This window comes from Streptomyces sp. AcH 505 (genome assembly GCF_000818175.1).
Lineage (GTDB): Bacteria > Actinomycetota > Actinomycetes > Streptomycetales > Streptomycetaceae > Streptomyces.
The window spans coordinates 1,102,495-1,115,569 of record NZ_JTIY01000001.1; the positions used below are offsets into that span (position 1 = coordinate 1,102,495).

General features: G+C 71.2%; 13 protein-coding genes. 5 read left to right on the forward strand and 8 right to left on the reverse strand.

Annotation, left to right across the window (positions count from 1 at the left end; all coding sequences use genetic code 11):
• Positions 1-976 (reverse strand): ABC transporter substrate-binding protein (locus HY68_RS05040; RefSeq protein WP_241778470.1); only part of this gene is annotated, 976 nt, incomplete at its 3' end.
• A gap of 280 nt (positions 977-1,256) precedes the next feature.
• On the opposite strand from HY68_RS05040, the gene HY68_RS05045 reads away from it, so the two are divergent.
• The 4 genes from HY68_RS05045 to HY68_RS05060 are packed head-to-tail and all read left to right on the forward strand — an operon-like array spanning position 1,257 to position 5,097.
• Entirely contained in the window at positions 1,257-1,487 is a 231-nt protein-coding gene (locus HY68_RS05045) for a hypothetical protein (RefSeq protein ID WP_041984894.1), read from the forward strand.
• A gap of 29 nt (positions 1,488-1,516) precedes the next feature.
• Complete coding sequence (locus tag HY68_RS05050) at positions 1,517-2,338, forward strand: hypothetical protein (RefSeq protein WP_041984896.1); 822 nt, start codon at positions 1,517-1,519, stop codon at positions 2,336-2,338.
• Positions 2,339-2,353: 15 nt separating this feature from the next.
• On the forward strand, positions 2,354-4,294 hold the full coding sequence (locus tag HY68_RS05055) for a fumarate reductase/succinate dehydrogenase flavoprotein subunit (RefSeq protein WP_041984898.1): 1,941 nt from the start codon (positions 2,354-2,356) through the stop codon (positions 4,292-4,294).
• Positions 4,291-5,097 carry a succinate dehydrogenase/fumarate reductase iron-sulfur subunit gene (locus HY68_RS05060; protein ID WP_041984901.1) on the forward strand — a complete coding sequence of 269 codons (807 nt, stop codon included), beginning with the start codon at positions 4,291-4,293 and terminating at the stop codon, positions 5,095-5,097. Before HY68_RS05055 ends, HY68_RS05060 begins: the two co-directional genes overlap by 4 nt.
• Positions 5,098-5,211: 114 nt before the next feature.
• Here HY68_RS05060 and HY68_RS05065 read toward each other — a convergent pair whose 3' ends face one another.
• The 4 genes from HY68_RS05065 to HY68_RS05080 form a co-directional block, all read right to left on the reverse strand.
• Complete coding sequence (locus tag HY68_RS05065; RefSeq protein WP_041984903.1) at positions 5,212-5,766, reverse strand: isochorismatase family protein; 555 nt, start codon at positions 5,764-5,766, stop codon at positions 5,212-5,214.
• Between the two features lie 25 nt (positions 5,767-5,791).
• A complete protein-coding gene (locus HY68_RS05070) occupies positions 5,792-7,114 on the reverse strand; it encodes an MFS transporter (protein WP_277816775.1) in 1,323 nt (440 codons plus the stop codon).
• 158 nt (positions 7,115-7,272) lie between these two features.
• Positions 7,273-7,716 (reverse strand): MarR family transcriptional regulator, encoded by a 444-nt coding sequence (locus HY68_RS05075; protein ID WP_041995194.1) that lies wholly within the window; start codon positions 7,714-7,716, stop codon positions 7,273-7,275.
• A gap of 108 nt (positions 7,717-7,824) precedes the next feature.
• On the reverse strand, positions 7,825-8,889 hold the full coding sequence (locus tag HY68_RS05080) for a glycosyl hydrolase family 18 protein (protein ID WP_041984905.1): 1,065 nt from the start codon (positions 8,887-8,889) through the stop codon (positions 7,825-7,827).
• 87 nt (positions 8,890-8,976) lie between these two features.
• Here HY68_RS05080 and HY68_RS05085 point away from each other — a divergent pair, with 87 nt between their 5' ends.
• Entirely contained in the window at positions 8,977-9,279 is a 303-nt protein-coding gene (locus HY68_RS05085; protein ID WP_041984908.1) for a hypothetical protein, read from the forward strand.
• Positions 9,280-9,288: 9 nt separating this feature from the next.
• On the opposite strand, the gene HY68_RS05090 is transcribed toward HY68_RS05085, so the two are convergent.
• From HY68_RS05090 to HY68_RS05100, 3 genes are all read right to left on the reverse strand, one after another.
• Positions 9,289-11,847, reverse strand: a complete 2,559-nt coding sequence (locus HY68_RS05090; protein ID WP_041984911.1) for a SpoIIE family protein phosphatase — start codon at positions 11,845-11,847, stop codon at positions 9,289-9,291.
• 146 nt (positions 11,848-11,993) lie between these two features.
• Positions 11,994-12,443 (reverse strand): ATP-binding protein, encoded by a 450-nt coding sequence (locus HY68_RS05095; RefSeq protein ID WP_041995197.1) that lies wholly within the window; start codon positions 12,441-12,443, stop codon positions 11,994-11,996.
• Between the two features lie 194 nt (positions 12,444-12,637).
• Entirely contained in the window at positions 12,638-13,036 is a 399-nt protein-coding gene (locus HY68_RS05100) for a (deoxy)nucleoside triphosphate pyrophosphohydrolase (protein ID WP_041984913.1), read from the reverse strand.
• Positions 13,037-13,075: the final 39 nt, after the last annotated feature.

Here is a 13,075-nt window from a genome sequence, read left to right on the forward strand (position 1 = left end):
TGGCGCCGGTCGCGGGGCTGCCGCTCGTCGCCGGGCCGGCGCCGGCCGCTGGGCGGGCCGGGCCGTTGGCCCTGTCCTTGTCCTGCACGGCCGAGGAGATACGTTTCGCCGCAGCGGGGTCGACATCGGCCACGTCGAGCTTGCCCGAGGCGAGGGCCGCCACCCGCTCGTTGTTCGGCACCGCGCTCAGCACGACCGAGTCGAGCTTGGCGGGCTTGCCCCACCAGTGCGGGTCGCGGACGAGCGTCGCTTCCTTGGCCTTGCGGTCCACCTTCTTGACCGTGAACGGGCCCGCCGTCTTCTTCAGTGCCGTCCTCGCCCCGTCGTTGAAGGCGTTGGGCGTACCCATGACCTCCTTCGGGTACAGCGGGCTGAACAGCGACTTCCAGTCCGCGTACGGCTTGTTGAAGGTGACCCGGACCTCCAGGTCGTCCCCGCCGCGCTCGATCTTCTCGATCCGCTCGTAGCCCGCGTTGCGCGCGGTCCAGTACGCGGAGTCCTGGCCGCGCAGCGCGTGCCACTGGGCGACGAAGTCCGGCGCGCCGATCTCCCGGCCGTCGCTCCACACCGCCTGCTGGTTGAGCTTGTACGAGACGACCTGCTTGGGCTCCCGGTCGACGATCTTCGCGGACTCCAGGTAGTCCGGATTGAGCTGCGGCCTGCCGCGCTTGTCCAGCGTGAAGAGCGTGGGCAGCACGGCTCCCGCGATCCGGTTGGTCGCGGCGTCCGCGTCCGCCTGGAAGGCGTTGAGCGTGGCGGGCATCGAGTCGATCGCCCAGTGCAGGGTGCCGCCCTGGCTGACCGCGGCGCGCGAGGCCGGCGCGACGTCCACGGCGGCGGCCGGGGCGTCGCTGCCGTTGTCGTCCGAGCTGCAGGCGGACAGTGCGGGCAGGGCGAGCACACCGGTGGTGAGGAGCGCTACGGAGCGGAACGTCCGGGAGCATGTCCTCCCGCGAGGGGCGCCGACGTGGGACATGGCTTGTACCTCTTCATCCTGTTTTGTGGAATTTAGAGATGATCACACCTATTGCCCACCCACTGAAGGGGAAAGAGTCGCGGCGACGCCAGCGACACGGCGCCACGTGCGCCGAAACCCACCCGTGCGGCCCAACGGGACCGCCGGCCGCACCCGTGACGGCGGTCTTGTCAAAGGGAGTGTGACGCGGAACACTCGCAGGCGCATACAGAGCCCTCTGGGGGCGACGGTCCCCCAGACCCCCGCATGCCACCCGCGACCGCGGAAGTGAGGGCAACACATGTCCCTGCAGGACGATTTGACAGCGGTTCGACGCTGCCTCGACGACCTGGTCCGCACGGTCGGACGGTTGGAGCAGAGTCTCGCGCAGCAGCCCGTGACCGAGCTCCACCACCCGTCGGCCGGCCGCGCCGACGACCTGGTCACCATCCCCGACACCCCGTACAACAGCGCGCTGTGGACGGATTCGGACGACGAGGGCCTGGGCGTAAGCGACCGGCGGGCGCCGTAGCCCGTAAGGCCTCTCGTTTGGAGAACTCGTTGGCCACCGGTACCACTGAACCCAGCGCCAGTACGGGCGTACACGGCGCGACACGCGCCGCCATCGCCCCCCGCCATCTGCGGACGGACCGCTGGTGGCTGTCGCCGGCCCTGACAGCGGCAGGGCTGCTCGCCTTCATCGTCTACTCGACGTGGCGGGCGTTCGCGAACAGCGACTACTACTCGGCGCCCTACGTGTCACCGTTCTACTCGCCCTGTGTGGCGGACAACTGCGCACCGATGCGGCACGGCCCGAACTGGGACCTGTTCGGCAGCTGGTGGGGCCTGTCCCCCGCGCTGCTGATCCTGATCTTCCCGCTGGGCTTCCGGCTGACCTGCTACTACTACCGCAAGGCGTACTACCGGGGCTTCTGGGCCTCGCCGCCCGCCTGCGCCGTCGCCGAGCCGCACAAGAAGTACAGCGGTGAGACCCGCTTCCCGCTGATCCTGCAGAACGTCCACCGGTACTTCTTCTACCTGGCGGTACTCGTCGCCGTCGTCCTCACCTACGACACCGTGCTCTCCTTCCGCGACGAGGAGTACCACTGGGGCCATATGGGTCTCGGTTCGGTGGTCTTCCTCGTCAACATCGGGCTGATCTGGGCGTACACCCTCTCCTGCCACTCCTGCCGGCATGTCATCGGCGGACGGCTGCGGCACTTCTCCAAGCACCCGGTGCGCTACCGGCTGTGGGGCTGGGTCGGGAAGCTGAACAACCGTCATATGCAGTTGGCCTGGGCCTCGTTGATCAGCGTCGCGGTCGCCGACTTCTATGTCTACCTGGTCGCTTCCGGAGCCTTCGACGATCCGCGCTTCTTCTAGGGAGAGCCTTCAGAAATGACGCAACTGGAACACCGGCAGTGGGACGTCGTGGTGGTGGGCGCCGGAGGCGCGGGACTGCGCGCCGCCATCGAGGCGCGCGAGCGTGGCGCCCGTACCGCTGTCATCTGCAAGTCCCTGTTCGGCAAGGCCCATACGGTGATGGCCGAGGGCGGTATCGCCGCCTCCATGGGCAATGTGAACTCCGGCGACAACTGGCAGGTCCACTTCCGCGACACCCTGCGCGGCGGGAAGTTCCTCAACCAGTGGCGGATGGCCGAACTGCACGCCAAGGAGGCGCCCGACCGGGTCTGGGAGCTGGAGACCTGGGGCGCGCTGTTCGACCGCACGCCCGAAGGGAAGATCTCCCAGCGCAACTTCGGCGGACACGAGTACCCCAGGCTCGCCCACGTCGGCGACCGTACGGGCCTTGAGCTGATCCGCACCCTCCAGCAGAAGATCGTCTCCCTGCAGCAGGAGGACTTCAAGGAGTTCGGGGACTACGAGGCGCGCCTGAAGGTCTATCAGGAGTGCACGGTCACCAGGGTCTTGAAGGACGGCGAGCGGGTCTCCGGCGCCTTCTGCTACGAGCGGGAGTCCGGGGGCTTCTTCGTCCTGGAGGCTCCCTCGGTGGTGCTCGCCACCGGCGGCATCGGCAAGTCCTTCAAGGTCACGTCCAACTCCTGGGAGTACACGGGCGACGGGCACGCGCTGGCGCTGCTCGCCGGGGCTCCCCTGCTGAACATGGAGTTCGTGCAGTTCCACCCGACCGGAATGATCTGGCCCCCCTCGGTCAAGGGCCTGCTCGTCACCGAATCGGTGCGCGGCGACGGCGGGGTGCTGCGCAACGCCGAGGGCAAGCGGTTCATGTTCGACTACATCCCCGACGTCTTCAAGGAGAAGTACGCCGAGTCGGAGGAGGAGGGCGACCGCTGGTACGACGACGCCGACAACAACCGGCGTCCGCCCGAGCTGCTGCCGCGCGACGAGGTGGCGCGCGCCATCAACTCCGAGGTCAAGGCGGGCCGTGGCTCACCGCACGGCGGTGTCTTCCTGGACGTCTCGACCCGGATGCCGGCCGACGTCATCAAACGGCGGCTGCCCTCGATGTACCACCAGTTCCGTGAGCTGGCCGACGTCGACATCACGGCCGAGGCCATGGAGGTGGGACCGACCTGTCACTACGTGATGGGCGGTGTCGCCGTCGACTCGGACTCGGCGGCGACGATCGGCGTGCCGGGCCTGTACGCGGCGGGCGAGGTGGCCGGGGGCATGCACGGCTCCAACCGGCTCGGCGGCAACTCCCTCTCCGACCTGCTGGTGTTCGGCAGGCGCGCGGGTCTCCACGCGGCCGAGTACGCGGCGGGCCTCGCCGGGCGCCCGGCCGTCGACCAGGCCCAGGTCGACAGCGCGGAGGCCGAGGCGCTGCGCCCGTTCAGCGCGGCCGACCCGGTGGGCGCCGACGCGACCGCGGGGCCGCCGGAGAACCCGTACACCCTCCATCAGGAGCTCCAGCAGACCATGAACGACCTGGTGGGCATCATCAGGCGCGAGGGCGAGATGGAGCAGGCCCTGGAGAAGCTGGCCGATCTGCGGGTACGGGCGAGGCGGGCCGGCGTCGAGGGCCTGCGGCCCTTCAACCCGGGCTGGCATCTCGCACTCGACCTGCGGAACATGCTGCTGGTCAGCGAGTGCGTCGCGCGGGCCGCCCTGGAGCGCACCGAGAGCCGCGGCGGGCACACCCGGGAGGACTGGCCGGGGATGGCGAGCGACTGGCGGCCGGTGAATCTGCACTGCGCCCTGGCCGATCCGACGGGCGCGCTCGCCGCCACCGATCCGGCACACGGCCAGATCACGCTGACCCGGCAGACGACCGAACCGATCCGTCCTGACCTGCTCGCGCTGTTCGAGAAGGAAGAGCTGGTCAAGTACCTCGCCGAAGAGGAGCTCCACAGTTGAGTGCCAGCACTGTTCCCAGCAGTACCAGTACCGCCACGGCGTACGACGCGAAGTTCCGGGTCTGGCGCGGTGACGCCGCCGGGGGCGAGCTGAAGGATTTCACCGTCGAGGTCAACGACGGCGAGGTCGTCCTCGACATCATCCACCGGCTCCAGGCGACCCAGGCGGCGGATCTGGCCGTGCGCTGGAACTGCAAGGCGGGCAAGTGCGGTTCGTGCAGCGCCGAGGTCAACGGACGGCCACGGCTGATGTGCATGACGCGGATGTCCGTCTTCTCCCGCGAGGAGACGATCACCGTCACCCCGCTGCGCGCCTTTCCGGTGATCCGCGATCTGGTGACGGACGTGTCGTTCAACTACCAGAAGGCGCGGGAGGTCCCGGCGTTCGTACCGCCGCCGGGTGTCGCCGCCGGTGAGTACCGGATGCAGCAGATGGACGTGGACAGGTCGCAGGAGTTCCGCAAGTGCATCGAGTGCTTCCTGTGCCAGGACACCTGCCATGTGGTGCGCGACCACGAGGAGAACAAGGCCGCGTTCGCCGGGCCGCGCTTCCTGATGCGGGCGGCCGAGCTGGACATGCATCCGCTGGACGCGGCGGCCGAGTCGGGGCTCGACCGCAAGCGAACGGCCCAGGAGCACCACGGTCTTGGCCTGTGCAACATCACCAAGTGCTGTACGGAGGTGTGCCCCGAGGGCATCAAGATCACGGACAACGCGCTGATCCCGCTGAAGGAGCGCGCCGTCGACCGTAAGTACGACCCGCTGGTCTGGCTGGGCAACAAGATCCGCCGCCGCGGCGAGTGAGGCCGGGGACAGGGCGGGGCCCGCATCCGGTCGGATGCGGGCCCCGCCGTGCGCCGCGCGGTGCCGGTGACTGCCGGATCAGCCGGGTCAGCCGGGCCAGCCGGATCGGCCGGGTCAGCCGAGGAGCTTGATGATCGCCTCGGTGGTGTCGGTCTCGCCGAGGCGCGGGAAGATCCGCTCGACCGCGTTGCGGTGCGTCTCCTCGTCCATGTCGGTCACGGCGTCGGTCGCGACGGTGACGTGGTAGCCGTGCTCGTAGGCGGCGCGCGCGGTGTTCTCGACGCCGATGCTGGTCGCGATGCCGGTCAGCACGACCTGGGTGACGCCCTTGCGGCGCAGCTGGAGGTCGAGGTCGGTGCCGTGGAAGGCGCCCCAGACCTGCTTGGTGACGACGATGTCACTGTCCTCACGGCCGAGCCCCTCGGCGAGGTCGGCCCAGTCGGCGGGCGGCTGCTGGCCGGAGCCGCCGGGGCCCTCGGTACGGCCGGGGGCGCCGCCGGTGACCCGGACGAGGACGACCGGCAGGCCCTTGGCCCGGAAGGCGGCGGCGAGCTTCGCCGAGCGCTCGACGACCTCGGCGGCCGGGTGGACGGTCGGCAGGCCGACGATGCCCTTCTGCAGGTCGACGACGACCAGGGCGGTGGTGGGATCGAGGATGGTGGCGGTCATGGGTGGTGCTCCTTGCGATGGGGGGTCAGCGACGGGCTCGTAGCGCCCGGTCGGTGAAGGTCAGGATGATCAGCAGCACCCCGAGACCGGCGGAGACACCGGCCATGAGGTGCAGACCGCTGTCACTCGCCCGCCGGCCGTAGGCGAGAGCGATCAGACTGGATGCGGCGATGGCGCCGATGTACTGCGCGGTGCGCTGGAGCCCGGCCGCCGAGCCGATCTCCTCCGGCGGGGCGTACGCCTGCACGGCCGCCTGGTTGCTCGTACCGATCAGGCCCTGCGGAACGCCGAAGCAGGCGCCCACCAGCAGCAGCACGGCGAGCGGTGTCTGTCCGCCGACGAAGGCCAGCACGCTCGCGCCGACGGCGAGCAGGACGGCGGCGAGCGCCAGCGGCCCCCGGATGCCCTTGGTACGGGCGCCGAGCAGCGAGCAGACCAGCGCGGCCACCGACATCGGCAGCATCAGCAGCCCGGTGTACCCGGAGGAGAAGCCGCGGCCCTCCTCCAGCCACTGGGTGTAGCCGTACATCACGCAGTAGATCAGCAGATAGCTGAGGCCGTGCCGCAGATAGGTGCGGGCGAGCGGGGCGTTGCCCGCGAGCATCCGCAGGTCGATGAAGGGCCGCGGCCTGCGCAGCTGCCACCACACCAGGACGGCGGAGACGGCGGCGAACGGGGCCAGCAGCCACCACAGGGGGTGGGACAGGTCGAGCAGGAAGAAGACCAGCAGGGTCAGCGCCGTCGAGAACAGTCCGATGCCGAGCGGGTCGAGCGAGCGGCGCAACGAGTTGTCCGCCGTCACGGCGCCGCGCGGCGGGTCGACGGGGATCCAGATCAGCGCGGCGACGAAGGCGACCAGCGCCACCGGCAGGTTCACCGCGAAGATGCCGCGCCAGCCGACCAGGGCGACCAGCAGCCCGCCGAGGCTCGGTCCGACGGCAGCGCTGCCGAGCGCCGCCATGGAGACCCGCGCCAGGACCGTACGGGGAGGGGTACGGCCGACCCGGCGGCCCTCGTCGCGCAGTACGGACATGGCGGCGGGGTACGCGGCCGAGGTGCCGACGCCGAGCAGCAGCCGGGAGACGATGAGCCAGCCGAAAGTGGGCGCGAGGGTGCCGACCAGGCCGGAGGCGAAGACCAGGACCAGGCCGGCGAGGAAGATCCGGCGCGGGCCGAGGGCGTCGGCGAGTTTGCCGAGTACGGGCTGGCCTACGGCGCTGGCGAGGTAGAGGACGGAGATGAGCCAGGCGGTGTCGGCGGCGCCGATCCCGAAGCTGTCGCCGATCGACACCAGCGCCGTGGAGATCATGGTCGTGTTGAGCGGGTTGAGCAGGGAGCCGATGAGCAGCGGGGCGGTGAGCCGGCCGCTGAAGCCTTTCGGCGCGGGACCGCCGGGGGTGCTCTCTTCAGGACTCCTCGGCTCGGGGCTCGCTGACTCCGCGCTCCCTGGCTCGGGGCCCCTCGGCTCGGGCAGCGTGCCCGCCGGTATGCCGGTCGTCGCGTCGCTCACTTCTCGACCAGCCGCCGCAGCAGCGCCGCGGCCTCGGCGAGCGTGCGCCGCTCGGCCGCGTCCAGTTCACCGGCGATGGCCTCGGCCAGCCAGTCCCGTTTGGCGGCGCGCACGCCGGCGAGGGTGTGCCGCCCGCTGTCCGTGGCGGAGACGACCGACTGACGGCCGTCGTCGGGGTCCGGTGTCCGCTCGACCATGCCCTGCTCCTCCAGGGAGCCGAGCGTCAGCCGCATGGACTGCGGCCTGACGAACTCCGCGCGGGCCAGCGCCGCCGTGGTGGCCGGGCCCTCGGTGTCCAGCCGGGACAGCACGGACCGCTGGGAGGGGGTGAGCAGACTGTCCGGGGAGGTCGTCCGCAGCCGTCGCATCAACGTGCTGACCACGGCGGCCACCTCGGCGGCGACCTGCTCGGGCGTCGGGTTCGGGTGGCTTTCGGACATGGCTTCACCGTACGAGATCGACAGGCCGCCTTGCAAGTTTGCCTGTTTTTCTCGGTGCGGCGCCGGATCAGGCGGCGCCGTCGCACGCGACCTCGCCCGCGCCCGGCCTCAGACCGGGTCGCACCAGCCCTCGCGGTACGACGCCCAGTCCTGCTCGCTCGCCGCGAAGTCGACGTACAGGGCGACCCCGAACCGCTGCCGGTCGCGGTCGGTGCGGCCGAGGCCGAGCCGTACGCCGCGCACGGCCGCCGCCGTCGTCTCCGCGTGGCCGTGGTGGCTCATGTCGTCCTCGTAGTAGAAGGGCAGCCCCATCAGCAGGTCCGTCGACGTGGGCGTCACCTCCAGGGCGAGCGCGGTCTGCTGGGCCACGTAGCCCCCGTACAGGCTCTGCACCGGCATCGCCGTGTCGTACGACATGACGGCGATCTGGTCGACCCTGCGGGCCACCTGGGCGAAGAACGCCTGCGACCACCACTTGGGGTGGCGGGTGAAGAAGCCGGCGACCGCGTGCTGGGCGGGCAGCGGGTCGATCTGGTGGGCGGCGACGGAGAGCGGCTTGTGCCGCTTCCCGGTGACGGCGCGCAGATCGTCCAGCAGGGTGAGGTAGTGCCGGTCGCCCGAGTGCAGCGGCTCCAGGTCGAAGTGGACCCCGTCGAACCCGTCGTCCAGCACCTGCGCCGCCGACCGCACGACGGCGGCGCGGGTCGCCGCGCGCTCCAGGCGCAGCCCGTCCGGGATCTCGGTGGCCAGCACGTCCCCGAGCCAGGCGTGCACGCGCACCCCGGGCATCGTGCGGTGCACGGCGGCGATCAGCCACCCGGCGCGTGCGTAGCGGTCGGCGGGCAGGGTGCCGTCGTGCTCCAGCGGCCCCGCGTGCACGTACAGGTCCTTGATCCCCGTCCCGTCGATCCGCCGGGCGAACGCGGCGAGATCGGCGTCCTTCTTGCGTCCGTCCACCCAGGCGTGGCCGAGCCAGATGGCGTCCCGGCCGCGGGTGCGGGTGCCGTCCTGGAGGTCGCCCGCGTAGTTCATCCGCAGCGCGGCCGCCGCCGACAGCAGCGGCACGACGATCACCACCGCGAGCGCCAGCGCGATTCTCTTGGGCCACCGCGCCCGCCTATCGCGCCAGCCCCGCGCCAGCCCCCGCCCGAATCCACGCAGCTGTGTACGCACCGTCCGTCCCCTCCCCCGGAAGGGCCACAGACTAAGCGGGACTCTCTCCGGTCGCGGGGCCGTATTGCCGGACATACTGTCCGAAAGGTGACGTCTCTCATCGGTCGCCGTGACAGAACCCGTACGTACCGGGTCGCGACGAGCGCGCTGACCGTACTGCTGGTCACCGCGTGGTGGCCGGCCGTACCCGCGCTCGCGGCGGCGACCCCGGCCCCCGACGGCGGCGGGTCACCCGGCGCATCGGCCAATCTCGTCCTGCCCATCGCCGTACTGCTCGTCGTCGTCGTCGGCGCCGCGTACACGTACCGCAGGCGCAGACGGCGGGCCAGGGCCCGTACGGTCCGGGTCGCGTCCCACGACGGACGGCCCCATGAGGGCCACCGGGGCTGAGCGGCCGGCTCAGAACATGCTGAGGAGCTGTTCCACCGACGGTTCCGACGACGAGTCCCCGTCGGGCAGGGCCAGTTCGAACCAGACGGTCTTGCCGCGCGGTGTGCGGCGCGAGCCCCAGGCGGCGCTCAGCAGCCCGACCAGCTGCAGCCCGCGCCCGCCCTCGTCGGTGTCGCGGGCGCGCCGCCTGCGCGGCTGGACGAGTCCCGCGTCCCACACCTCGCAGACGAGCGTGCGGTCGCGCAGCAGCCGTAGCCTGATCTCGCCCTCGCCGTACCGCATGGCGTTGGTGACCAGCTCGCTGACCAGCAACTCGACGGTGTCCACGAGCGGTTCGAGATCCCAGGCGAGCAGCTGCGCGCGGGCGCGCTCCCTGGCGCGGCCGACCGAGCGCGGTTCGCGCGGCAGCCGCCAGTCGCCCACCGCGTCCTGCTGGAGCCCCTGGATCCGGGCCATCAGCAGTGCGATGTCGTCCTCGCCGTGCCCGGTGTCGAGGGTGCTCAGGACGTGGTCGCAGACGTCTTCCAGGGGGCGTACGGGATTGCTGAGCGCGGCGCGGAAGGCGCTCAGGCCCTCGTCGAGCGGCTGGTCGCGGGACTCGACGAGACCGTCCGTGTACAGGGCGAGCAGCGCGTCCTCGGCCAGCTCGACCTCCACCTGCTCGAAGGGCTCGCCGCCGACGCCGAGCGGCATCCCCGGCGGTACGTCGAGCAGCAGGGCCGCCTCGCCCGGCTCCACCACGACCGGCGGCAGATGGCCGGCGTTGGCGAAGGTGCAGCGCCGGGTGACCGGGTCGTAGACCGCGTAGACACAGGTGGCGAGATAGACCTCGGAGAGGTCCGCGTCCCGCGATTTGTGCGCGACCCGGGAGGCCTGCTGGGCGCCGCTGGGGGTGCCGAGGCCGCGCGCGATCTCGTCGAGCGCGGACAGCACCTCGGCGGGTTCCAGGTCGAGCAGCGCCAGCGTCCTCACGGCGGTGCGCAGTTCGCCCATGGCGACGGCGGCCCGTAGCCCGCGGCCCATCACGTCGCCGACGACCAGGGCCGTGCGGTGTCCCGGCAGCTCGATGACGTCGAACCAGTCACCGCCCACCTCGGTCGCCGTGTTGCCCGGCAGATAGCGGCAGGCGATGTCCAGTCCGGCCGCCTCGGGGTCGCCGGGCGGCAGCAGGCTGCGCTGGAGGATCAGCGCGCGTTCGTGCTCCCTGCGGTAGAGGCGGGCGTTGTCGATACAGACGGCGGCGCGCGCTGCCAGTTCGACGGCGAGCGCGCGGTCCCGGTCGCCGAAGGGCTCGCTGCCCTTCGTACGGGAGAACTGGGCGAGCCCGACGACCGCGTCGTGCGCCACCATCGGCACCGCGAACGTCGACTGGATCAGGCTGCCGGTCTCGCCGGGGACGGTCTGCACCCGGGCGGTACGCAGCGCGGCGGCGCTGAGCGAGCTGAACGGGAAGCGGTGCACGGCGCCGACCTCGGGCATCACGTACCCGTCGTGCGGCACGGCGCCCGCCGCGCCCAGCGGGGCGTCGGAGACGGCGCTGGCGAAGGCGACCCTGCGCAGCCGGGCGCTGCCGTCGCCGGATTCGGCGCCGGTCGAGCTCCAGCGTCCCGGCGGCGCCTCCTCGCCGGTGAGCAGGTTCTGGTAGAGATCGACCGAGGCGAGGTCGCAGAAGCCGGGGACGGCGACGTCGAGCAGTTCGCGTGCGGTGGTCTCCAAATCGAGCGAGTTGCCGATCCTGGCACTCGCCTCGTTCAGCAGGGCGAGATTGCGGCGGGCGCTGGCGGCCTCACGGGCGGCGATCTGACGGTGCGTGACGTCGGTGCCGATCGCGGCGACGCCCAGAACGCGTCCCGAGCCGCTGTTGACGCGGTAGAGGTTGATGGACCAGAACCTGCGGTCGGCGGAGCCGTCCACGCTGCCCACGAGCTGGAGTTCGGTCACCGGGTCGCCGGTCTCCAGGACCCGGCGCAGCGCGTCGACCAGCCGGTCGGCCTGGGGCGGCGAGAGATAGTCGTGGGCGCTCCGGCCGCGGTGGCCTGCGGGCGTTCCGCCGAAGACGGTCACGAAGCGCTGGTTGGCCCGCCGGATCTTCAGATCGAGGTCGAAGAGCAGGAATCCGAAAGGAGATTGGCCGAAAATCGCCTGCGAGGAGGCGAGGTCCGTCTCAATATGGCGCAAGGCCCGGACGTCCACGACGATGCAGAGCGCGCCACGCCTGCCGTCGTCGGTCTCACTGGGCATCACATAGATCTCGGCGAGACCTTGCTCGGCGTCCTGTCCGGGGAGCCGGAACGGCACGAGTCCCGTCCACTCCTTGCCGTCCAGAATCTCGTCGACCCTGCGGTGACCGTGCGGACGCAGCTCGTCCGGGAGGAAGACCTCGATCGGGTCCTTGCCCCTGACCTGCGGCGCCGTGACGCCGAAGAGTTCGGCGGCACGCTCGCTCCACTGGTCGACCAGCCCGTCGGGGCCGATCGAGAAGGAAGCCACCCGGATGTAGTCATAGATGGAGCCGGGCGGACTGCTCTGCCAAACGACGTCGCCCGTCGTCTCTGGTATCTCGCTCACGCGACCGTCCCCTCCAGCTCACGCACCGGACCGGCCTTGCCCGCAGTATTCAGCACTACGGCCCCGGCCGACACGCCGTTCACGATCACATCACGGTCTCGGTCTGTTTGAGCCGGACAGGACGTGATCGTTGTCCCCCCACACTTCTAACCAAGCAGCGGCAGCTCGAACCACACCGTCTTACCCGTCTTGCCGCGCCGCGTCCCCCAGCGCCTCGCGGAACAGGCCACGAGCTGCAGTCCGCGCCCTCCTTCGTCGTCCGGTCCCGCGGCCCGTTCGGTCGGTGCCTCGGGGACCGGATCGGAGATTTCGACCACCAGTGCGCAGCGCGCCGAAGCGGTGTCAACCGCCGCCCCGTCAGGGCCCGAAGAGAGCGGCCGGACGTCCAGCCGCACTCCGATCGGGCCGGAGGCGTAGCGCTGGGAATTGGTCACCAGCTCGCTGACCAGCAGTACGGCCACATCACCGACCGAGGAAGGGATCCGCCAGCGGCGAAGGGTGTCGCGGACCTCGTGCCGCGCCCGGCGCACCGAACTCACCTCGGCAGGGAAGGTCCACTCGGCACAGGCACCCTCGGCAACGATCAAGCCGACCACTTCCCACAACAGGCGGCAGACCCGCATCTTCTGAGTGGGGTCAATGTGGGGCATACCCCGCTTTCCGCCCGGCCTACCTTCGGGGCGGGCGCACTGTGGCACGAACGGCGTACGGAGTGACCTGACGGGGGCGCACGACGGAGCAGGGCCGGGGCAGGGTGGAGGACAGGCAGGGGCAACGGCCGGGGCAGGTGCTACGAGGGCGTGCGCAGCCGGCGGGCGGCCTCGGCGACGGCGGGGCGGTCCTGGTCCAGCCAGTCGACCGTATGGATCTCGTCGGGGCCGAGCCAGCGCAGCTCGTCGTGGTCCTCAAGTGGCCGCGGGTCGCCGGAGAGCAGCCGGACCGTCCACGCGTGCAGCACATAGCCGGGCTTCAGCGGCCACGCACCGGGGATCCGCTCCAGCGGCTCGCTCTCCACGCCCAGCTCCTCGCGCAGCTCACGCGCCAGCGCCTGCTCGGGCAGCTCTCCCGGTTCGACCTTGCCGCCGGGCAGCTCCCAGCGGCCCGCCAGCTCGGGCGGCGCACTGCGCCGTGCGGCCAGCAGCCGCCCCCGGTCGCACACGGCACCGGCCACCACGACTCGATCACTCATGCGCCGGAGCGTAACGCGCGGCGGCGCGCGGGACAGCGG

Excerpts from the sequence above, each read along its gene's own strand:
- HY68_RS05045 (WP_041984894.1), top strand. The coding sequence starts at position 1,257 with ATGTCCCTGCAGGACGATTTGACAGCGGTTCGACGCTGCCTCGACGAC.
- HY68_RS05055 (WP_041984898.1), top strand. The coding sequence starts at position 2,354 with ATGACGCAACTGGAACACCGGCAGTGGGACGTCGTGGTGGTGGGCGCC.
- HY68_RS05065 (WP_041984903.1), bottom strand. The coding sequence starts at position 5,766 with ATGACCGCCACCATCCTCGATCCCACCACCGCCCTGGTCGTCGTCGAC.
- HY68_RS05075 (WP_041995194.1), bottom strand. The coding sequence starts at position 7,716 with ATGTCCGAAAGCCACCCGAACCCGACGCCCGAGCAGGTCGCCGCCGAG.
- HY68_RS05100 (WP_041984913.1), bottom strand. The coding sequence starts at position 13,036 with ATGAGTGATCGAGTCGTGGTGGCCGGTGCCGTGTGCGACCGGGGGCGG.